Origin of the sequence: Escherichia sp. KCJ4928, from assembly GCF_004352695.1 — a bacterium.
GTDB lineage: Bacteria > Pseudomonadota > Gammaproteobacteria > Enterobacterales > Enterobacteriaceae > ECMA0423.
Genome location: NZ_SJWV01000005.1, coordinates 21,400 through 42,379 on the forward strand (window position 1 = coordinate 21,400; position 20,980 = coordinate 42,379).

The window sequence follows — 20,980 nt, forward strand, 5'->3', positions numbered from 1 at the left end:
ACGCCCTATAAAGTAAACGATGACCCTTCGGGAACTTCAGGGTAAAATGACTATCAAAATGTGAATTGTAGCTGACCTGGGACTTGTACCCGGGTCGGTATTTTTTTGCTTCTGGTCCCGGTGAGGAGTTATGCCGGGCAGGCCGAACAGCCGGGGTGGGTGAAGACTTGCCCCATCAGGAATATTCAAGAGGTATAACAAATGCAAGCTATTCCGATGACCTTACGCGGCGCTGAAAAATTACGCGAAGAGCTGGATTTTCTGAAATCTGTGCGCCGTCCTGAAATCATTGCTGCTATCGCGGAAGCGCGTGAGCATGGCGACCTGAAAGAAAACGCCGAATACCACGCAGCTCGTGAACAGCAGGGTTTCTGCGAAGGCCGTATTAAAGACATCGAAGCCAAGCTGTCGAACGCGCAGGTGATTGATGTCACCAAAATGCCCAACAATGGGCGCGTTATTTTTGGTGCTACCGTAACGGTGCTGAATCTGGATTCTGACGAAGAACAGACTTATCGCATCGTTGGCGATGACGAAGCTGACTTTAAACAAAACCTGATTTCTGTAAACTCGCCTATTGCTCGTGGCCTGATCGGCAAAGAAGAAGATGATGTTGTGGTCATCAAAACGCCGGGCGGCGAAGTAGAATTTGAAGTAATTAAGGTGGAATACCTGTAAGAATTACCCAATACTCAAGATGTTGATGTATTGTAAAGAAAGGAAAAAGGCCGCTATGCGGCCTTTTATCAACGAACAGAGCGTGGCATTTTGCTCTCCTGCCTGCGGAAAACCCCTCGTTTTACACAGCAAATGTGTGTAACTTTAGGATAATCTTAGCGTGGCAGCGAGATTTTACGTTCTTTAGTTGGGCGATAAAGCACCAGCGTTTTACCGATGACCTGTACATTACAGGCGCCGGTTTCGCGCACGATAGCTTCCACGATCAAGGTTTTAGTTTCGCGATCTTCGGTGGCGATTTTCACCTTGATGAGTTCATGGTGCTCTAACGCTTGTTCAATCTCGGCCAGCACCCCTTCGGTCAAACCATTACTGCCAAGCAGAACAACTGGCTTGAGCGGATGTGCCAGACCTTTCAGGTGCTGTTTTTGTTTAGTACTCAGATTCATCGTATTTTTTGCTTACGTTGGGATTGAAAACGGGTCATTCTACCGCCATCTCCCATATATCACCAAATAGGCACGTAAAAATTTACGCAATTGGTTACGATGAGTTATCCCCATGGGAAAGTTAAATGACAGGTAAGAAGCGTTCTGCCAGCTCCAGCCGCTGGCTTCAGGAACACTTTAGCGATAAATATGTTCAACAGGCACAGAAAAAGGGGTTACGTTCCCGTGCCTGGTTTAAACTTGATGAAATACAGCAAAGTGACAAACTCTTTAAACCGGGAATGACGGTTGTCGACCTTGGTGCTGCTCCGGGTGGTTGGTCACAATATGTGGTCACCCAAATTGGCGGCAAAGGCCGCATCATCGCTTGCGATCTTTTACCTATGGATCCTATCGTTGGTGTGGACTTTCTTCAGGGCGATTTTCGTGATGAACTGGTGATGAAAGCACTGCTGGAGCGCGTTGGCGACAGCAAAGTCCAGGTTGTCATGTCCGATATGGCACCAAACATGAGCGGAACACCGGCGGTGGATATCCCCCGTGCCATGTATCTGGTGGAACTGGCGTTAGAAATGTGTCGTGATGTATTAGCGCCAGGTGGCAGTTTTGTAGTGAAGGTGTTCCAGGGCGAAGGTTTCGATGAGTATCTAAGGGAAATTCGCTCCCTGTTTACGAAGGTCAAAGTTCGTAAGCCGGACTCTTCTCGTGCACGTTCGCGGGAAGTGTATATTGTAGCGACCGGGCGTAAACCCTAACCGGGAGATTTCAGACGAAAGTTTGAAAGATGCTGGATATAGAGTATCCTGACGCTGTTTTTAACACAGTTGTAATAAGAGGTTAATCCCTTGAGTGACATGGCGAAAAACCTAATACTCTGGCTGGTCATTGCCGTTGTGCTGATGTCAGTATTCCAGAGCTTTGGGCCCAGCGAGTCTAATGGCCGTAAGGTGGATTACTCTACCTTCCTACAAGAGGTCAATAACGACCAGGTTCGTGAAGCGCGTATCAACGGACGTGAAATCAACGTTACCAAGAAAGATAGTAACCGTTATACCACTTACATTCCGGTTCAGGATCCGAAATTACTGGATAACCTGTTGACCAAGAACGTCAAGGTTGTCGGTGAACCGCCTGAAGAACCAAGCCTGCTGGCTTCTATCTTCATCTCCTGGTTCCCGATGCTGTTGCTGATTGGTGTCTGGATCTTCTTCATGCGTCAAATGCAGGGCGGCGGTGGCAAAGGTGCCATGTCGTTTGGTAAGAGCAAAGCGCGCATGCTGACGGAAGATCAGATCAAAACGACCTTTGCTGACGTTGCGGGCTGCGACGAAGCAAAAGAAGAAGTTGCTGAACTGGTAGAGTATCTGCGCGAGCCGAGCCGCTTCCAGAAACTCGGCGGTAAGATCCCGAAAGGCGTCCTGATGGTCGGTCCTCCGGGTACCGGTAAAACGCTGCTGGCGAAAGCGATTGCAGGCGAAGCGAAAGTTCCGTTCTTTACTATCTCCGGTTCTGACTTCGTAGAAATGTTCGTCGGTGTGGGTGCATCCCGTGTTCGTGACATGTTCGAACAGGCGAAGAAAGCGGCACCGTGCATCATCTTTATCGATGAAATCGACGCCGTAGGCCGCCAGCGTGGCGCTGGTCTGGGCGGTGGTCACGATGAACGTGAACAGACTCTGAACCAGATGCTGGTTGAGATGGATGGCTTCGAAGGTAACGAAGGTATCATCGTTATCGCCGCGACTAACCGTCCGGACGTTCTCGACCCGGCCCTGCTGCGTCCTGGCCGTTTCGACCGTCAGGTTGTGGTCGGCTTGCCAGATGTTCGCGGTCGTGAGCAGATCCTGAAAGTTCACATGCGTCGCGTACCATTGGCCCCCGATATCGACGCGGCAATCATTGCCCGTGGTACTCCTGGTTTCTCCGGTGCTGACCTGGCGAACCTGGTGAACGAAGCGGCACTGTTCGCTGCTCGTGGCAACAAACGCGTTGTGTCGATGGTTGAGTTCGAGAAAGCGAAAGACAAAATCATGATGGGTGCGGAACGTCGCTCCATGGTGATGACGGAAGCGCAGAAAGAATCAACGGCTTACCACGAAGCGGGTCATGCGATTATCGGTCGCCTGGTGCCGGAACACGATCCGGTGCACAAAGTGACGATTATCCCACGCGGTCGTGCGCTGGGTGTGACTTTCTTCTTGCCTGAGGGCGACGCAATCAGCGCCAGCCGTCAGAAACTGGAAAGCCAGATTTCTACGCTGTACGGTGGTCGTCTGGCAGAAGAGATCATCTATGGGCCGGAACATGTTTCTACCGGTGCGTCCAACGATATTAAAGTTGCGACCAATCTGGCACGTAACATGGTGACCCAGTGGGGCTTCTCTGAGAAATTGGGTCCACTGCTGTACGCGGAAGAAGAAGGTGAAGTATTCCTCGGCCGTAGCGTAGCGAAAGCGAAACATATGTCCGATGAAACTGCACGTATCATCGACCAGGAAGTGAAAGCACTGATTGAGCGTAACTATAATCGTGCGCGTCAGCTTCTGACCGACAATATGGATATTCTGCATGCGATGAAAGATGCTCTCATGAAATATGAGACTATCGACGCACCGCAGATTGATGACCTGATGGCACGTCGCGATGTACGTCCGCCAGCGGGCTGGGAAGAACCAGGCGCTTCTAACAATTCTGGCGACAATGGTAGTCCAAAGGCTCCTCGTCCGGTTGATGAACCGCGTACGCCGAACCCGGGTAACACCATGTCAGAGCAGTTAGGCGACAAGTAAGTTCCCGCATCAGATGACTGTATTTGTACCGAAAACCCCGGGGCGTGCTCCGGGGTTTTTTCTTATCAATTCATACCAGGGATAACATCATGAAACTCTTTGCCCAGGGTACTTCACTGGACCTTAGCCATCCTCACGTAATGGGGATCCTCAACGTCACGCCTGATTCCTTTTCGGATGGTGGCACGCATAACTCGCTGATAGATGCGGTGAAACATGCGAATCTGATGATCAATGCTGGCGCGACGATCATTGACGTTGGTGGCGAGTCCACGCGCCCAGGGGCGGCGGAAGTTAGCGTTGAAGAAGAGTTGCAACGTGTTATTCCTGTGGTTGAGGCAATTGCTCAACGCTTCGAAGTCTGGATCTCGGTCGATACATCCAAACCAGAAGTCATCCGTGAGTCAGCGAAAGTTGGCGCTCACATTATTAATGATATCCGCTCCCTTTCCGAACCTGGCGCTCTGGAGGCGGCTGCAGAAACCGGTTTACCGGTTTGTCTGATGCATATGCAGGGAAATCCAAAAACCATGCAGGAAGCTCCGAAGTATGACGATGTCTTTGCAGAAGTGAATCGCTACTTTATTGAGCAAATAGCACGTTGCGAGCAGGCGGGTATCGCAAAAGAGAAATTGTTGCTCGACCCCGGATTCGGTTTCGGTAAAAATCTCTCCCATAACTATTCATTACTGGCGCGCCTGGCTGAATTTCACCATTTCAACCTGCCGCTGTTGGTGGGTATGTCACGAAAATCGATGATTGGGCAGCTGCTGAACGTGGGGCCGTCCGAGCGCCTGAGCGGTAGTCTGGCCTGTGCGGTCATTGCCGCAATGCAAGGCGCGCACATCATTCGTGTTCATGACGTCAAAGAAACCGTAGAAGCGATGCGGGTGGTGGAAGCCACTCTGTCTGCAAAGGAAAACAAACGCTATGAGTAATCGTAAATATTTCGGTACCGATGGGATTCGTGGTCGTGTAGGGGATGCGCCGATCACACCTGATTTTGTGCTTAAGCTGGGTTGGGCCGCGGGTAAAGTGCTGGCGCGCCACGGCTCCCGTAAGATTATTATTGGTAAAGACACGCGTATTTCTGGCTATATGCTGGAGTCAGCACTGGAAGCGGGTCTGGCGGCAGCGGGCCTTTCCGCACTCTTCACTGGCCCGATGCCAACACCGGCCGTGGCTTATCTGACGCGTACCTTCCGCGCAGAGGCCGGAATTGTGATATCTGCATCGCATAACCCGTTCTACGATAATGGCATTAAATTCTTCTCTATCGACGGCACCAAACTGCCGGATGCGGTAGAAGAGGCCATCGAAGCGGAAATGGAAAAGGAGATCAGCTGCGTTGATTCGGCAGAACTGGGTAAAGCCAGCCGTATCGTTGATGCCGCGGGTCGCTATATCGAGTTTTGCAAAGCCACGTTCCCGAACGAACTTAGCCTCAGTGAACTGAAGATTGTGGTGGATTGTGCAAACGGTGCGACTTATCACATCGCGCCGAACGTGCTGCGCGAACTGGGGGCGAACGTTATCGCTATCGGTTGTGAGCCAAACGGTGTAAACATCAATGCCGAAGTGGGGGCTACCGACGTTCGCGCGCTCCAGGCTCGTGTGCTGGCTGAAAAAGCGGATCTCGGTATTGCCTTCGACGGCGATGGCGATCGCGTGATTATGGTTGACCATGAAGGCAATAAAGTCGATGGCGATCAGATCATGTATATCATCGCGCGTGAAGGTCTTCGTCAGGGCCAGCTGCGTGGTGGCGCTGTGGGTACATTGATGAGCAACATGGGGCTTGAACTGGCGCTGAAACAGTTAGGAATTCCATTTGCGCGCGCGAAAGTGGGTGACCGCTACGTACTGGAAAAAATGCAGGAGAAAGGCTGGCGTATCGGTGCAGAGAATTCCGGTCATGTGATCCTACTGGATAAAACTACTACCGGTGACGGCATCGTTGCTGGCTTGCAGGTGCTGGCGGCGATGGCACGTAACCATATGAGCCTGCATGACCTTTGCAGCGGCATGAAAATGTTCCCGCAGATTCTGGTTAACGTACGTTACACCGCAGGTAGCGGCGATCCACTTGAGCATGAGTCAGTTAAAGCCGTGACCGCAGAGGTTGAAGCTGCGCTGGGCAACCGTGGACGCGTGTTGCTGCGTAAATCCGGCACCGAACCGTTAATTCGCGTGATGGTGGAAGGCGAAGACGAAGCGCAGGTGACTGAATTTGCACACCGCATCGCCGATGCAGTAAAAGCCGTTTAAAGCGTTAGATAACTGGCTAAAAAGGCGGCGATTGTCGCCTTTTTTCTCAGCGAACACATCGGTTTTGCTGTTTTTTTCCGCAGTTGATACAATGCGATAAAATTGCCCTTGCGAAGGTCATTCGCTTTGGTTAGTATTCACACCCGCTTCAGTGGGAAAGATTAAAAACTCCCGCTTTATTGGTTGAAGCATTGGTACGCGGCAACTCCGCAAGGAACAGGTTGATTATGTACGAAGCTCTTTTAGTAGTTTTCCTTATTGTGGCAATTGGCCTTGTTGGTCTGATCATGCTGCAGCAAGGTAAAGGCGCTGATATGGGAGCCTCCTTCGGAGCAGGCGCTTCCGCTACGCTGTTTGGTTCAAGTGGTTCTGGTAACTTCATGACCCGCATGACGGCGCTGCTGGCAACGTTATTCTTCATCATCAGTCTGGTGCTGGGTAACATCAATAGCAACAAAACCAATAAAGGTAGCGAATGGGAAAATCTGAGTGCACCGGTGAAAACCGAACAAACTCAACCAGCTGCTCCGGCTAAGCCGACCAGCGATATCCCGAACTAAAAAGTAGTATCCGTGCCGAGGTGGTGGAATTGGTAGACACGCTACCTTGAGGTGGTAGTGCCCAATAGGGCTTACGGGTTCAAGTCCCGTCCTCGGTACCAAATTCCAGAAAAGAGACGCTGAAAAGCGTCTTTTTTCGTTTTGGTCCTGGTCTGAGGAATGGTTGTCAGGTATCTGTATCTCGTCCAGTTGCTTTACTCGTAGCTGGTACCTTGAAACGATGGTGCCGGTACGCCTTAGTTATAAACTTTTCCCTTCTGCTGACATAATTGGCACTTTATTGTGTCAACTCCAGTTCCGGTACGAATACGGATATGTTTACTTCTCGATAAACCATCCTGCTCCTGTCAGTATAACTACTGATGGCTACGTTCTGCGTAATGTTTAGATACGCATTGATAATGTTATTTAATTACTGAGAACGCAATGGCCGCATCATTTAAAAAGAAAAAACTAACAGTGTTTCGGTCTGATATGGATCAGAGTTGAAAAACATGTCTGATATAAAATTGAACATTGTTGATAATTGTTTATATTGGTTGTGAACTTGGATTTCTGGATGACAGTATTCAACAAATTTGCTAGAAGTTTTAAATCTCATTGGTTGTTGTATCTTTGTGTTATTGTTTTTGGTATTACGAACTTAGTCGCCTCTTCCGGCGCGCATATGGTTCAGCGATTGCTGTTCTTCGTCCTGACCATCCTGGTTGTAAAACGTATATCATCCCTTCCGCTTCGCCTGCTTGTTGCCGCACCATTTGTGTTACTGACTGCGGCAGACATGAGTATTAGCCTCTATTCATGGTGTACCTTTGGTACAACTTTCAATGATGGATTTGCGATTAGTGTGCTCCAGAGTGATCCGGATGAAGTTGTCAAAATGCTGGGGATGTATATCCCTTATCTATGTGCCTTTGCTTTTTTATCCCTTCTTTTTTTGGCAGTAATAATAAAATATGATGTTTCCTTGCCGACAAAAAAAGTGACAGGAATATTATTGCTGATTGTCATTTCGGGCAGTTTATTTTCCGCTTGTCAATTTGCTTATAAAGATGCAAAAAATAAAAAAGCGTTCAGTCCATATATACTAGCGTCGCGATTTGCTACCTATACGCCGTTTTTCAATCTCAACTATTTTGCTTTAGCAGCGAAAGAGCATCAAAGATTACTCTCAATTGCAAACACGGTGCCGTATTTTCAATTATCAGTCAGGGATACAGGTATTGATACCTACGTGTTGATTGTGGGGAAGTCTGTACGTGTCGACAATATGTCTTTGTATGGATATACACGCTCTACGACACCGCAAGTTGAAGCACAAAGAAAACAGATCAAACTGTTTAATCAAGCAATAAGCGGCGCACCTTACACTGCGCTGTCGGTTCCCCTTTCTTTAACTGCTGATTCTGTTTTGAGTCATGACATTCATAATTACCCCGACAACATTATTAATATGGCTAATCAAGCAGGATTTCAGACTTTCTGGCTAAGCTCGCAATCCGCTTTTCGGCAGAATGGTACAGCAGTTACCAGTATCGCCATGCGCGCCATGGAAACAGTTTATGTCAGAGGATTTGATGAATTGTTGTTGCCGCATTTATCGCAAGCATTACAGCAAAATACGCAGCAAAAGAAACTGATTGTTCTTCATTTAAATGGAAGCCATGAACCGGCTTGTAGCGCCTATCCGCAATCCAGCGCCGTGTTTCAACCGCAGGACGATCAGGATGCCTGCTATGACAACTCCATTCATTACACAGATAGTTTGCTAGGTCAGGTTTTTGAATTATTAAAAGATCGCCGCGCCTCGGTCATGTATTTTGCCGACCACGGCCTGGAACGTGACCCTACGAAGAAGAACGTCTATTTTCATGGAGGCAGGGAGGCTAGCCAGCAGGCATATCATGTCCCGATGTTTATCTGGTATAGCCCCGTTCTTGGGGATGGCGTGGATCGCACAACGGAAAACAACATCTTTTCGACAGCTTACAATAATTACCTTATTAATGCGTGGATGGGGGTAACAAAGCCGGAACAGCCGCAAACGCTTGAGGAAGTGATTGCACACTATAAAGGAGACTCACGGGTTGTGGATGCAAACCATGATGTTTTCGATTATGTGATGCTCAGAAAGGAGTTTACAGAGGATAAGCAAGGTAACCCCACCCCTGAAGGGCAGGGTTGATGTCGAATTACTGGCCTTTGTTTTCCATATTCTCCACCTGCGGCACGCCTGAAGTGGCAGAGGAGGAGAGCAGGCCAGTTTTGGCATAACCAAAAAGTTTCTCTCGGGTATCAGTGATATCCAGATTACGCATGGTCAATTGACCAATACGATCATCTGGCGAGAACACCGAGTCGCCTTTTTCCATCGTCAGACGCTCTGGCTTGTAGGTCAGGTTCTCTGAGACGGTATTCAGGATTGAATAATCGTTCCCACGGCGCAGCTCCAGGGTAACTTCACCAGTGATCTGGCTGGCAACCCAGCGTTGCAGAGAGTCACGCAGCATCAGCGCCTGGGAGTCAAACCAACGCCCCTGGTACAGCAGACGGCCCAACTGACGACCATGCGCGTGATACTGCTCAATGGTGTCTTCGTTGTGAATACCGGTCAACAGACGTTCATACGCAATGTGCAGCAGTGCCATCCCCGGAGCTTCGTAAATACCACGGCTTTTCGCTTCGATGATACGGTTCTCAATCTGGTCGCTCATGCCCAGGCCGTGACGACCGCCGATGCGGTTAGCTTCCAGCATCATTTCTACGTCGTCGCTAAAGGTTTTACCGTTCAGCGCCACCGGATGACCTTGCTCAAAGCGTACTGTGACTTCTTCTGCCGGGATCTTCACGCTCTCATCCCAGAATTTCACGCCCATAATCGGGTTGACGATTTTGACGCTGGAGTTGAGGTATTCCAGATCCTTCGCTTCATGCGTTGCACCAAGCATGTTGGAGTCTGTGGAGTAGGCTTTTTCGACAGACATTTTGTAGTCGAAACCGCAGGCAATCATAAATTCAGACATCTCATGACGGCCGCCCAGTTCATCAATAAAGTCAGTATCAAGCCACGGTTTGTAAATCTGCAGTTCAGCATTGGTCAGCAGACCATAACGATAGAAACGTTCGATATCGTTTCCTTTATAGGTGCTACCGTCACCCCAGATATTCACGCCATCTTCTTTCATCGCAGCAACCAGCATGGTACCAGTCACGGCGCGGCCCAGCGGCGTCGTGTTGAAATAGGTCAGGCCGCCGGTGGTGTTATGAAATGCGCCACACTGAATAGCGGCAATACCTTCGGCCACCAGTTGTTTGCGGCAGTCGATCAGACGTGCGTTCTCCGCGCCGTATTCCATGGCACGACGAGGGATCGCATCATAATCCTCTTCGTCTGGCTGGCCCAGGTTTGCAGTATATGCATAAGGAACCGCTCCCTTTTGTCGCATCCACAGCAGTGCGGCACTGGTGTCCAGACCGCCAGAAAAAGCGATACCAATACGTTGACCTACCGGGAGATGCTTGAGAATCGTCGTCATAAAATAACACCCTGCTTAATTAACTGATGATGAGCCTGGATTTCCGCTCTCGCTGAATTTTTATGCAAAATAAATGAGTTTTCATTTAATCATCTTTTATCGGAGACAGGAAGAGTTTAGTGTGTTTTTTGTAAAATAATGCGCTTAAGGGAGAGCAGGAGAAGGCAAAAGTATTCAACAAATGAAAGTGAATTGGATATTCATTCACGTGATTAGCAATAAACGTTGACAAAATGTGGCATGGATCACTATAATGCCTGCAGATTTTACGTCCCGTCTCGGTACACCAAATCCCAGCAGTATTTGCATCTTTTACCCAAAACGAGTAGAATTTGCCACGTTTCAGGCGCGGGGTGGAGCAGCCTGGTAGCTCGTCGGGCTCATAACCCGAAGGTCGTCGGTTCAAATCCGGCCCCCGCAACCACTTTCCCTTAGAGTCCTTTTTCAAATATACTGTGAAGACTTCGGCCTTCGTAGTGGGATTTGAAAAAATCCTTCTGGAAAGTGCTCCAGACCGCAGTTGCGGTTATAGGGTTCAGTTATATAAAGCCCCGATTTATCGGGGTTTTTTGTTATCTGACTACAGAATAACTGGGCTTTAAGCCCTTTTTTTATGTCTTGGGGGTGGGCTTGTCCACATTAGAGCAAAAATTAACAGAGATGATTACTGCGCCAGTTGAGGCCCTGGGTTTTGAACTGGTTGGCATCGAATTTATTCGCGGTCGCACATCCACACTGCGCATCTATATTGATAGTGAAGATGGCATCAATGTTGATGATTGTGCTGATGTGAGCCACCAGGTAAGTGCTGTGCTGGATGTTGAAGATCCCATCACCGTTGCTTATAACCTGGAAGTCTCCTCACCGGGTCTCGATCGCCCACTGTTCACGGCTGAACACTACGCCCGTTTTGTCGGAGAAGAGGTGACTCTGGTTCTCCGTATGGCGGTACAAAACCGTCGTAAATGGCAGGGCGTTATCAAAGCGGTAGACGGTGAAATGATCACAGTTACCGTCGAAGGTAAAGATGAAGTGTTCGCGCTGAGTAATATCCAGAAGGCGAACCTGGTTCCCCACTTTTAATAGTCTGGATGAGGTGAAAAGCCCGCGATGAACAAAGAAATTTTGGCTGTAGTTGAAGCCGTATCCAATGAAAAGGCGCTACCTCGCGAGAAGATTTTCGAAGCATTGGAAAGCGCGCTGGCGACAGCAACAAAGAAAAAATATGAACAAGAGATCGACGTCCGCGTACAGATCGATCGCAAAAGCGGTGATTTTGACACCTTCCGTCGCTGGTTAGTTGTTGATGAAGTCACCCAGCCGACCAAGGAAATCACCCTTGAAGCCGCACGTTATGAAGATGAAAGCCTGAACCTGGGCGATTACGTTGAAGATCAGATTGAGTCTGTTACCTTTGACCGTATCACTACCCAGACGGCAAAACAGGTTATCGTGCAGAAAGTGCGTGAAGCCGAACGTGCGATGGTGGTTGATCAGTTCCGTGAACACGAAGGTGAAATCATCACCGGCGTGGTGAAAAAAGTAAACCGCGACAACATCTCTCTGGATCTGGGCAACAATGCTGAAGCCGTGATCCTGCGCGAAGATATGCTGCCGCGTGAAAACTTCCGCCCTGGCGACCGCGTTCGTGGCGTGCTCTATTCCGTTCGCCCGGAAGCGCGTGGCGCGCAACTGTTCGTCACTCGTTCCAAGCCGGAAATGCTGATCGAACTGTTCCGTATTGAAGTGCCAGAAATCGGCGAAGAAGTGATTGAAATTAAAGCAGCGGCTCGCGATCCGGGTTCTCGTGCGAAAATCGCGGTGAAAACCAACGATAAACGTATCGATCCGGTAGGTGCCTGTGTAGGTATGCGTGGCGCGCGTGTTCAGGCGGTTTCTACTGAACTGGGCGGCGAGCGTATCGATATCGTCCTGTGGGATGATAACCCGGCGCAGTTTGTGATTAACGCAATGGCACCGGCAGACGTTGCTTCTATCGTGGTGGATGAAGATAAACACACCATGGATATCGCCGTTGAAGCCGGTAACCTGGCGCAGGCGATTGGCCGTAACGGTCAGAACGTGCGTCTGGCTTCGCAGCTGAGCGGTTGGGAACTCAACGTGATGACCGTTGACGACCTGCAGGCTAAGCATCAGGCGGAAGCGCACGCAGCGATCGACACCTTCACCAAATATCTCGACATCGACGAAGACTTCGCGACTGTTCTGGTAGAAGAAGGCTTCTCGACGCTGGAAGAACTGGCCTATGTGCCGATGAAAGAGCTGTTGGAAATCGAAGGCCTTGATGAGCCGACCGTTGAAGCACTGCGCGAGCGTGCTAAAAATGCACTGGCCACCATTGCACAGGCCCAGGAAGAAAGCCTCGGTGATAACAAACCGGCTGACGATCTGCTGAACCTTGAAGGGGTAGATCGTGATTTGGCATTCAAACTGGCCGCCCGTGGCGTTTGTACGCTGGAAGATCTCGCCGAACAGGGCATTGATGATCTGGCTGATATCGAAGGGTTGACCGACGAAAAAGCCGGAGCACTGATTATGGCTGCCCGTAATATTTGCTGGTTCGGTGACGAAGCGTAATAAACTGTAGCAGGAAGGAACAGCATGACAGATGTAACGATTAAAACGCTGGCCGCAGAGCGACAGACCTCCGTGGAACGCCTGGTACAGCAATTTGCTGATGCAGGTATCCGGAAGTCTGCTGACGACTCTGTGTCTGCACAAGAGAAACAGACTTTGATTGACCACCTGAATCAGAAAAATTCAGGCCCGGACAAATTGACGCTGCAGCGTAAAACGCGCAGCACCCTTAACATTCCTGGTACCGGTGGAAAAAGCAAATCGGTACAAATCGAAGTCCGCAAGAAACGCACCTTTGTGAAACGCGATCCGCAAGAGGCTGAACGCCTTGCAGCGGAAGAGCAAGCGCAGCGTGAAGCGGAAGAGCAAGCCCGTCGTGAGGCAGAAGAATCGGCTAAACGCGAGGCGCAACAAAAAGCTGAACGTGAGGCCGCAGAACAAGCTAAGCGTGAAGCTGCTGAACAAGCGAAACGTGAAGCTGCGGAAAAAGACAAAGTGAGCAATCAACAAGACGATATGACTAAAAACGCCCAGGCTGAAAAAGCCCGCCGTGAGCAGGAAGCTGCAGAGCTCAAGCGTAAAGCTGAAGAAGAAGCGCGTCGTAAACTCGAAGAAGAAGCACGTCGCGTTGCTGAAGAAGCACGTCGTATGGCGGAAGAAAACAAATGGACTGATAACGCGGAACCGACTGAAGATTCCAGCGATTATCACGTCACTACTTCTCAACATGCTCGCCAGGCCGAAGACGAAAGCGATCGTGAAGTCGAAGGCGGCCGTGGCCGTGGTCGTAACGCGAAAGCAGCGCGTCCGAAGAAAGGTAACAAACACGCTGAATCAAAAGCTGATCGTGAAGAAGCACGCGCAGCAGTACGTGGCGGTAAAGGCGGAAAACGTAAAGGTTCTTCCCTGCAGCAAGGCTTCCAGAAGCCTGCTCAGGCCGTTAACCGTGACGTTGTGATCGGCGAAACTATCACCGTTGGCGAACTGGCGAACAAGATGGCGGTTAAAGGCTCTCAGGTCATCAAAGCGATGATGAAACTGGGCGCAATGGCAACCATCAACCAGGTTATCGATCAGGAAACCGCACAGCTGGTTGCTGAAGAGATGGGCCATAAAGTTATCCTGCGTCGTGAAAACGAGCTGGAAGAGGCGGTAATGAGCGACCGTGACACGGGTGCTGCGGCTGAACCGCGCGCGCCGGTTGTGACCATCATGGGTCACGTTGACCACGGTAAGACCTCTCTGCTGGACTACATTCGTTCAACGAAAGTGGCCTCTGGCGAAGCGGGCGGCATTACCCAGCACATTGGTGCATACCACGTTGAAACTGAAAACGGCATGATCACCTTCCTGGACACCCCAGGGCACGCCGCGTTTACTTCAATGCGTGCTCGTGGTGCGCAGGCAACGGACATCGTAGTCCTGGTTGTTGCTGCCGACGACGGCGTAATGCCGCAGACGATCGAAGCAATCCAGCACGCGAAAGCGGCGCAGGTTCCGGTGGTCGTTGCAGTGAACAAGATCGATAAACCAGAAGCCGATCCGGATCGCGTTAAGAACGAACTCTCCCAGTACGGCATCCTGCCGGAAGAGTGGGGCGGTGAAAGCCAGTTCGTACATGTGTCTGCGAAAGCGGGTACTGGTATCGATGAACTGCTGGACGCTATCCTGCTGCAGGCGGAAGTTCTGGAGCTGAAAGCGGTACGTAAAGGTATGGCGAGCGGTGCGGTTATCGAATCCTTCCTCGATAAAGGTCGTGGTCCGGTTGCTACCGTTCTGGTACGTGAAGGTACTCTGCACAAGGGCGATATCGTTCTGTGTGGCTTCGAATACGGTCGTGTTCGTGCGATGCGTAACGAACTGGGTCAGGAAGTGCTGGAAGCGGGTCCGTCCATTCCGGTGGAAATCCTCGGCCTGTCCGGCGTACCGGCTGCGGGTGATGAAGTTACCGTTGTACGTGACGAGAAGAAAGCGCGTGAAGTTGCACTGTATCGTCAGGGTAAATTCCGCGAAGTTAAACTGGCGCGTCAGCAGAAATCTAAACTCGAGAACATGTTCGCCAACATGACCGAAGGCGAAGTTCACGAAGTGAACATCGTCCTGAAGGCAGACGTACAGGGTTCTGTGGAAGCGATCTCCGACTCCTTGCTGAAACTGTCTACTGACGAAGTTAAAGTGAAGATCATCGGTTCTGGCGTAGGTGGTATCACCGAAACCGACGCCACCCTGGCTGCGGCGTCCAACGCCATCCTGGTTGGCTTCAACGTACGTGCTGATGCCTCTGCACGTAAAGTGATTGAAGCGGAAAGCCTGGATCTGCGTTACTACTCCGTCATCTATAACCTGATTGACGAAGTGAAAGCGGCGATGAGCGGTATGCTGTCTCCGGAACTGAAACAGCAGATTATCGGTCTGGCGGAAGTTCGTGACGTGTTCAAATCACCGAAATTTGGTGCCATCGCAGGCTGTATGGTTACCGAAGGTGTGGTTAAACGTCACAACCCGATCCGCGTTCTGCGTGACAACGTGGTTATCTACGAAGGCGAGCTGGAGTCCCTGCGCCGCTTCAAAGATGACGTTAACGAAGTCCGTAACGGTATGGAATGTGGTATCGGCGTTAAGAACTACAACGACGTCCGCACTGGCGATGTGATCGAAGTATTCGAAATCATCGAAATCCAACGTACCATCGCTTAAGGTTTTTAGGGTTCCATGCGGGATAAGGCGTTTACGCCACATCCTGCATGGATTGCCTGATGCGACGCTGGCGCGTCTTATCAGGCCAACGTGAACAGCCCTTCCACCTGAAATTAATTTTAAAAAGGGGCTAACAGCCCCTTTTTTGTCAGGAGAATTTATTATGGCGAAAGAATTTGGTCGCCCGCAGCGCGTAGCGCAGGAAATGCAAAAAGAGATCGCTCTCATCCTGCAGCGTGAAATTAAAGATCCTCGCCTGGGCATGATGACCACCGTTTCCGGTGTCGAAATGTCTCGCGACCTGGCGTATGCCAAAGTATATGTGACGTTCCTCAACGACAAAGATGAAGACGCGGTTAAAGCGGGCATCAAAGCGTTGCAAGAAGCTTCTGGTTTCATCCGCAGCCTGCTGGGGAAAGCGATGCGCCTGCGTATCGTGCCGGAACTGACCTTCTTCTACGACAACTCTCTGGTTGAAGGGATGCGCATGTCAAACCTGGTGACCAGCGTGGTCAAACATGACGAAGAACGTCGTGTTAACCCGGACGACAGCAAGGAGGACTAATGAGTCGTCCTCGTCGTCGCGGTCGCGACATTAACGGCGTTTTGTTGCTGGATAAACCGCAGGGTATGTCCAGCAATGATGCGCTGCAAAAAGTGAAACGGATTTATAACGCCAACCGTGCCGGGCATACCGGTGCGCTGGACCCGCTGGCAACTGGCATGTTGCCAATTTGCCTCGGGGAAGCGACGAAGTTTTCCCAGTATCTGCTGGACTCCGACAAACGCTATCGGGTCATTGCGCGTCTTGGACAGCGTACCGATACTTCTGATGCCGACGGACAAATCGTTGAAGAACGTCCGGTAACCTTTAGCGCAGAGCAACTGGCGGCGGCGCTGGATACTTTCCGTGGCGATATCGAACAGATCCCTTCGATGTATTCAGCACTGAAATATCAGGGTAAAAAACTGTACGAATATGCGCGTCAGGGCATTGAAGTACCGCGTGAAGCGCGCCCGATTACCGTTTATGAATTGCTGTTTATTCGCCACGAAGGCAATGAGCTGGAGCTGGAAATTCACTGCTCAAAAGGCACTTATATCCGCACCATCATTGATGACCTGGGTGAAAAACTCGGTTGTGGCGCGCATGTTATTTACCTGCGTCGTCTGGCGGTAAGTAAATATCCGGTTGAACGGATGGTGACCCTGGAACATCTGCGTGAACTGGTCGAACAAGCCGAACAGCAGGATATTCCGGCTGCGGAGTTACTTGATCCATTACTGATGCCAATGGACAGTCCAGCTTCGGACTACCCGGTGGTGAATCTTCCGTTAACGTCTTCTGTTTACTTCAAAAATGGTAACCCAGTTCGTACATCCGGTGCGCCGCTGGAAGGACTGGTTCGCGTTACAGAAGGTGAGAACGGCAAATTTATCGGTATGGGCGAAATTGACGATGAAGGCCGCGTTGCGCCTCGTCGCCTGGTGGTTGAATACCCGGCGTAATGTTAACCGTCTTGCGATAACAGGTCGCTACGAGTAGAATACTGCCGCTTAACGTCGCGTAAATTGTTTAACACTTTGCGTAACGTACACTGGGATCGCTGAATTAGAGATCGGCGTCCTTTCATTCTATATACTTTGGAGTTTTAAAATGTCTCTAAGTACTGAAGCAACAGCTAAAATCGTTTCTGAGTTTGGTCGTGACGCAAACGACACCGGTTCTACCGAAGTTCAGGTAGCACTGCTGACTGCACAGATCAACCACCTGCAGGGCCACTTTGCAGAGCACAAAAAAGATCACCACAGCCGTCGTGGTCTGCTGCGCATGGTTTCTCAGCGTCGTAAACTGCTCGACTACCTGAAACGTAAAGACGTAGCACGTTACACCCAGCTCATCGAGCGCCTGGGTCTGCGTCGCTAATTCTTGCGAGTTTCAGAAAAGGGGGCCTGAGTGGCCCCTTTTTTCAAGCTGACGGCAGCAATTCACTGGAAACTAATGTATTGTTGCTATGAATGATCTTCCGTTGCAGAGGTTCGCGCGGCTAATGAGAGGCTTTACCCACATAGAGCTGGGTTAGGGTTGTCATTAGTCGCGAGGATGCGCAGAAGATCGGGTATTAACACCAGTGCCGTAAGGTACTGTCTAAGAAAGAGAAAGGATATTACATTGCTTAATCCGATCGTTCGTAAATTCCAGTACGGCCAACACACCGTGACTCTGGAAACCGGCATGATGGCTCGTCAGGCTACTGCCGCTGTTATGGTTAGCATGGATGACACCGCGGTATTTGTTACCGTTGTTGGCCAGAAAAAAGCCAAACCAGGTCAGGACTTCTTCCCACTGACCGTTAACTATCAGGAGCGTACCTACGCTGCTGGTCGTATCCCGGGTAGCTTCTTCCGTCGTGAAGGCCGCCCAAGCGAAGGCGAAACCCTGATCGCGCGTCTGATTGACCGCCCGATTCGCCCGCTGTTCCCGGAAGGCTTCGTCAACGAAGTTCAGGTTATCGCCACCGTGGTTTCTGTTAACCCGCAAGTTAACCCGGATATCGTCGCGATGATTGGTGCTTCCGCAGCACTGTCTCTGTCTGGTATTCCGTTCAATGGTCCGATTGGTGCTGCTCGCGTAGGTTACATCAATGACCAGTACGTACTGAACCCGACTCAGGACGAGCTGAAAGAGAGCAAACTGGATCTGGTTGTTGCCGGTACTGAAGCCGCTGTTCTGATGGTTGAATCTGAAGCTGAACTGCTGAGCGAAGACCAGATGCTGGGCGCAGTAGTGTTCGGTCATGAACAACAGCAGGTTGTTATTCAGAACATCAATGAACTGGTGAAAGAAGCCGGTAAACCACGTTGGGACTGGCAGCCGGAGCCGGTAAACGAAGCGCTGAACGCGCGCGTTGCTGCACTGGCTGAAGCTCGCCTGAGCGATGCTTACCGCATCACCGACAAACAAGAGCGTTATGCGCAGGTTGATGTCATCAAATCTGAAACCATCGCGACGCTGCTTGCTGAAGACGAAACCCTGGACGAAAACGAACTGGGTGAAATTCTGCACGCTATCGAGAAAAACGTTGTTCGTAGCCGCGTACTGGCAGGCGAACCGCGTATCGACGGTCGTGAAAAAGATATGATCCGTGGTCTGGATGTGCGTACTGGCGTGCTGCCGCGTACTCACGGTTCTGCGCTGTTCACCCGCGGTGAAACGCAGGCACTGGTCACTGCAACGCTGGGTACCGCTCGTGACGCGCAGGTTCTTGATGAACTGATGGGCGAACGTACCGATACCTTCCTGTTCCACTACAACTTCCCTCCGTACTCCGTAGGCGAAACCGGCATGGTCGGTTCTCCGAAGCGTCGTGAAATTGGTCACGGTCGTCTGGCGAAGCGCGGCGTGCTGGCAGTCATGCCGGATATGGACAAATTCCCGTACACCGTACGTGTAGTGTCTGAAATCACCGAATCCAACGGTTCTTCTTCTATGGCTTCCGTGTGCGGCGCGTCTCTGGCGCTGATGGACGCAGGTGTGCCAATCAAAGCTGCCGTTGCGGGTATCGCAATGGGTCTGGTGAAAGAAGGCGACAACTACGTTGTACTGTCTGACATTTTGGGCGACGAAGATCATCTGGGCGATATGGACTTCAAAGTTGCAGGTTCCCGCGACGGTATCTCTGCACTGCAGATGGATATCAAAATTGAAGGTATCACCAAAGAGATCATGCAGGTTGCGCTGAACCAGGCTAAAGGTGCGCGTCTGCATATCCTGGGCGTAATGGAACAGGCGATCAACGCGCCGCGTGGCGATATCTCTGAGTTCGCACCGCGTATCCATACCATCAAGATCAACCCGGATAAGATCAAAGACGTTATCGGTAAAGGCGGCTCTGTTATCCGTGCCCTGACCGAAGAAACTGGCACTACCATCGAAATCGAAGATGACGGTACTGTGAAGATCGCAGCGACCGACGGCGAGAAAGCGAAACATGCTATTCGTCGTATCGAAGAGATCACTGCAGAAATCGAAGTGGGCCGCGTCTACACTGGTAAAGTGACCCGTATCGTTGACTTTGGCGCATTTGTTGCCATCGGCGGCGGTAAAGAAGGTCTGGTCCACATCTCTCAAATCGCTGACAAACGCGTTGAGAAAGTGACCGATTACCTGCAGATGGGTCAGGAAGTACCGGTGAAAGTTCTGGAAGTTGATCGCCAGGGCCGTATCCGTCTGAGCATTAAAGAAGCGACTGAGCAGTCTCAACCTGCTGCAGCACCGGAAGCTCCGGCTGCTGAACAGGGCGAGTAAGGTTGCCATTTGCCCTCCGCTGCGGCGGGGGGCTTTTAACCGGGCAGGACGCCTTGTTAGCAACCGGGAACAGGACGTTCATTCAACCGTGGTCTTCGGGAGTGGGAAATGAAGCCTTTTTTGCGCTGGTGTTTCGTTGCGACAGCACTTACGCTTGCAGGATGCAGTAATACTTCCTGGCGTAAAAGTGAAGTCCTCGCGGTACCATTGCAACCGACTTTACAGCAGGAAGTGATTCTGGCACGTATGGAACAAATCCTTGCCAGTCGGGCTTTAACCGATGACGAACGCGCACAGCTTTTATATGAGCGCGGAGTGTTGTATGATAGTCTCGGTCTGAGGGCATTAGCGCGTAACGATTTTTCGCAAGCGCTGGCAATCCGACCGGATATGCCTGAAGTATTCAATTACTTAGGCATATATTTAACGCAGGCAGGCAATTTTGATGCTGCCTATGAAGCGTTTGATTCTGTACTTGAGCTTGATCCAACTTACAACTACGCGCACTTGAATCGCGGGATCGCATTATATTACGGCGGTCGTGACAAGTTAGCGCAAGATGATCTGCTGGCGTTTTATCAAGACGATCCCAATGATCCTTTCCGTAGTCTGTGGCTTTATCTCGCCGAGCAGAAGCTCGATGAGAAGCAGGCTAAAGAAGTGTTGAAACAGCACTTCGAAAAATCGGATAAGGAACAGTGGGGATGGAACATTGTCGAGTTCTACCTGGGCAACATTAGCGAACAAACGTTAATGGAAAGGCTCAAGGCGGACGCAACGGATAACACCTCGCTCGCTGAGCATCTCAGTGAAACCAACTTCTATTTAGGTAAGTACTACCTAAGTCTGGGGGATTTGGACAGCGCCACGGCACTGTTCAAACTGGCGGTTGCCAACAACGTTCATAACTTTGTTGAGCACCGATACGCATTGTTGGAATTATCGCTCCTGGGCCAGGACCAAGATGACCTGGCAGAATCGGACCAGCAATAGCTGACGTACACATCAGCCCGTAATCTTTTTTGATTGCCATCACCTTAACGGGTGAGGGCGTTGTTGTTCGTTAATACACCTACTTTGAGCCGGTTCACACTTT

At 50.6% G+C, this 20,980-nt stretch carries 17 protein-coding genes and 2 tRNA genes; 17 read left to right on the forward strand and 2 right to left on the reverse strand.

Going from position 1 to position 20,980, the window contains the following annotated elements:
* Positions 1 to 201 precede the first annotated feature (201 nt).
* The gene (gene greA / locus E0D98_RS01625; RefSeq protein WP_001148001.1) at positions 202 to 678 is read left to right on the forward strand and encodes a transcription elongation factor GreA; all 477 of its coding nucleotides are present in this window, start codon (positions 202 to 204) and stop codon (positions 676 to 678) included.
* A gap of 155 nt (positions 679 to 833) precedes the next feature.
* Here the strand turns inward: greA and yhbY are convergent, their stop codons facing one another.
* A complete protein-coding gene (gene yhbY / locus E0D98_RS01630) occupies positions 834 to 1,127 on the reverse strand; it encodes a ribosome assembly RNA-binding protein YhbY (protein WP_001054420.1) in 294 nt (97 codons plus the stop codon).
* 125 nt (positions 1,128 to 1,252) lie between these two features.
* Here yhbY and rlmE point away from each other — a divergent pair, with 125 nt between their 5' ends.
* From rlmE to E0D98_RS01665, 7 genes are all read left to right on the forward strand, one after another.
* Positions 1,253 to 1,882, forward strand: a complete 630-nt coding sequence (rlmE, locus tag E0D98_RS01635) for a 23S rRNA (uridine(2552)-2'-O)-methyltransferase RlmE (protein ID WP_000145975.1) — start codon at positions 1,253 to 1,255, stop codon at positions 1,880 to 1,882.
* A 99-nt stretch (positions 1,883 to 1,981) separates the two neighbouring features.
* Entirely contained in the window at positions 1,982 to 3,916 is a 1,935-nt protein-coding gene (gene ftsH, locus E0D98_RS01640) for an ATP-dependent zinc metalloprotease FtsH (protein ID WP_001107467.1), read from the forward strand.
* 89 nt (positions 3,917 to 4,005) lie between these two features.
* Positions 4,006 to 4,854: a dihydropteroate synthase gene (folP, locus tag E0D98_RS01645; protein WP_000764731.1), complete on the forward strand. Its 849-nt coding sequence runs from the start codon at positions 4,006 to 4,008 to the stop codon at positions 4,852 to 4,854.
* Positions 4,847 to 6,184 (forward strand): phosphoglucosamine mutase, encoded by a 1,338-nt coding sequence (gene glmM / locus E0D98_RS01650; RefSeq protein ID WP_000071134.1) that lies wholly within the window; start codon positions 4,847 to 4,849, stop codon positions 6,182 to 6,184. The genes folP and glmM overlap by 8 nt, the downstream gene beginning before the upstream one ends.
* Positions 6,185 to 6,411: 227 nt before the next feature.
* Positions 6,412 to 6,744 (forward strand): preprotein translocase subunit SecG, encoded by a 333-nt coding sequence (gene secG, locus E0D98_RS01655; protein WP_001297427.1) that lies wholly within the window; start codon positions 6,412 to 6,414, stop codon positions 6,742 to 6,744.
* A 14-nt stretch (positions 6,745 to 6,758) separates the two neighbouring features.
* Positions 6,759 to 6,845 (forward strand) — tRNA-Leu (locus tag E0D98_RS01660).
* Between the two features lie 458 nt (positions 6,846 to 7,303).
* Complete coding sequence (locus E0D98_RS01665; RefSeq protein WP_131890469.1) at positions 7,304 to 8,929, forward strand: phosphoethanolamine transferase; 1,626 nt, start codon at positions 7,304 to 7,306, stop codon at positions 8,927 to 8,929.
* A gap of 7 nt (positions 8,930 to 8,936) precedes the next feature.
* On the opposite strand, the gene argG is transcribed toward E0D98_RS01665, so the two are convergent.
* Positions 8,937 to 10,280 (reverse strand): argininosuccinate synthase, encoded by a 1,344-nt coding sequence (gene argG / locus E0D98_RS01670; RefSeq protein WP_000207685.1) that lies wholly within the window; start codon positions 10,278 to 10,280, stop codon positions 8,937 to 8,939.
* A 347-nt stretch (positions 10,281 to 10,627) separates the two neighbouring features.
* Between argG and E0D98_RS01675 the strand changes: the two genes are divergently transcribed.
* From E0D98_RS01675 to nlpI, 9 genes are all read left to right on the forward strand, one after another.
* Positions 10,628 to 10,704, forward strand: a tRNA-Met gene (locus E0D98_RS01675).
* Between the two features lie 206 nt (positions 10,705 to 10,910).
* Positions 10,911 to 11,363 carry a ribosome maturation factor RimP gene (gene rimP, locus E0D98_RS01680; RefSeq protein ID WP_001300397.1) on the forward strand — a complete coding sequence of 151 codons (453 nt, stop codon included), beginning with the start codon at positions 10,911 to 10,913 and terminating at the stop codon, positions 11,361 to 11,363.
* Positions 11,364 to 11,390: 27 nt separating this feature from the next.
* Entirely contained in the window at positions 11,391 to 12,878 is a 1,488-nt protein-coding gene (gene nusA / locus E0D98_RS01685; RefSeq protein ID WP_001031057.1) for a transcription termination factor NusA, read from the forward strand.
* A 24-nt stretch (positions 12,879 to 12,902) separates the two neighbouring features.
* A complete protein-coding gene (gene infB / locus E0D98_RS01690) occupies positions 12,903 to 15,575 on the forward strand; it encodes a translation initiation factor IF-2 (RefSeq protein WP_000133044.1) in 2,673 nt (890 codons plus the stop codon).
* 163 nt (positions 15,576 to 15,738) lie between these two features.
* Positions 15,739 to 16,140 carry a 30S ribosome-binding factor RbfA gene (gene rbfA, locus E0D98_RS01695; RefSeq protein WP_001040205.1) on the forward strand — a complete coding sequence of 134 codons (402 nt, stop codon included), beginning with the start codon at positions 15,739 to 15,741 and terminating at the stop codon, positions 16,138 to 16,140.
* Positions 16,140 to 17,084 carry a tRNA pseudouridine(55) synthase TruB gene (truB, locus tag E0D98_RS01700; protein WP_000089698.1) on the forward strand — a complete coding sequence of 315 codons (945 nt, stop codon included), beginning with the start codon at positions 16,140 to 16,142 and terminating at the stop codon, positions 17,082 to 17,084. Before rbfA ends, truB begins: the two co-directional genes overlap by 1 nt.
* A gap of 148 nt (positions 17,085 to 17,232) precedes the next feature.
* Positions 17,233 to 17,502: a 30S ribosomal protein S15 gene (gene rpsO / locus E0D98_RS01705; RefSeq protein ID WP_000059466.1), complete on the forward strand. Its 270-nt coding sequence runs from the start codon at positions 17,233 to 17,235 to the stop codon at positions 17,500 to 17,502.
* 246 nt (positions 17,503 to 17,748) lie between these two features.
* Positions 17,749 to 19,884 carry a polyribonucleotide nucleotidyltransferase gene (gene pnp, locus E0D98_RS01710; RefSeq protein WP_001298740.1) on the forward strand — a complete coding sequence of 712 codons (2,136 nt, stop codon included), beginning with the start codon at positions 17,749 to 17,751 and terminating at the stop codon, positions 19,882 to 19,884.
* A 108-nt stretch (positions 19,885 to 19,992) separates the two neighbouring features.
* On the forward strand, positions 19,993 to 20,877 hold the full coding sequence (gene nlpI / locus E0D98_RS01715; RefSeq protein ID WP_000802080.1) for a lipoprotein NlpI: 885 nt from the start codon (positions 19,993 to 19,995) through the stop codon (positions 20,875 to 20,877).
* The last annotated feature ends 103 nt before the right edge of the window (positions 20,878 to 20,980 follow it).

What these genes read in the sequence shown, in the direction of transcription:
- greA (WP_001148001.1), top strand. Translation starts at nt 202, where the DNA reads ATGCAAGCTATTCCGATGACCTTACGCGGCGCTGAAAAATTACGCGAA.
- yhbY (WP_001054420.1), bottom strand. Translation starts at nt 1,127, where the DNA reads ATGAATCTGAGTACTAAACAAAAACAGCACCTGAAAGGTCTGGCACAT.
- rlmE (WP_000145975.1), top strand. Translation starts at nt 1,253, where the DNA reads ATGACAGGTAAGAAGCGTTCTGCCAGCTCCAGCCGCTGGCTTCAGGAA.
- ftsH (WP_001107467.1), top strand. Translation starts at nt 1,982, where the DNA reads ATGGCGAAAAACCTAATACTCTGGCTGGTCATTGCCGTTGTGCTGATG.
- folP (WP_000764731.1), top strand. Translation starts at nt 4,006, where the DNA reads ATGAAACTCTTTGCCCAGGGTACTTCACTGGACCTTAGCCATCCTCAC.
- glmM (WP_000071134.1), top strand. Translation starts at nt 4,847, where the DNA reads ATGAGTAATCGTAAATATTTCGGTACCGATGGGATTCGTGGTCGTGTA.
- secG (WP_001297427.1), top strand. Translation starts at nt 6,412, where the DNA reads ATGTACGAAGCTCTTTTAGTAGTTTTCCTTATTGTGGCAATTGGCCTT.
- E0D98_RS01665 (WP_131890469.1), top strand. Translation starts at nt 7,304, where the DNA reads ATGACAGTATTCAACAAATTTGCTAGAAGTTTTAAATCTCATTGGTTG.
- argG (WP_000207685.1), bottom strand. Translation starts at nt 10,280, where the DNA reads ATGACGACGATTCTCAAGCATCTCCCGGTAGGTCAACGTATTGGTATC.
- nusA (WP_001031057.1), top strand. Translation starts at nt 11,391, where the DNA reads ATGAACAAAGAAATTTTGGCTGTAGTTGAAGCCGTATCCAATGAAAAG.
- infB (WP_000133044.1), top strand. Translation starts at nt 12,903, where the DNA reads ATGACAGATGTAACGATTAAAACGCTGGCCGCAGAGCGACAGACCTCC.
- rbfA (WP_001040205.1), top strand. Translation starts at nt 15,739, where the DNA reads ATGGCGAAAGAATTTGGTCGCCCGCAGCGCGTAGCGCAGGAAATGCAA.
- truB (WP_000089698.1), top strand. Translation starts at nt 16,140, where the DNA reads ATGAGTCGTCCTCGTCGTCGCGGTCGCGACATTAACGGCGTTTTGTTG.
- rpsO (WP_000059466.1), top strand. Translation starts at nt 17,233, where the DNA reads ATGTCTCTAAGTACTGAAGCAACAGCTAAAATCGTTTCTGAGTTTGGT.
- nlpI (WP_000802080.1), top strand. Translation starts at nt 19,993, where the DNA reads ATGAAGCCTTTTTTGCGCTGGTGTTTCGTTGCGACAGCACTTACGCTT.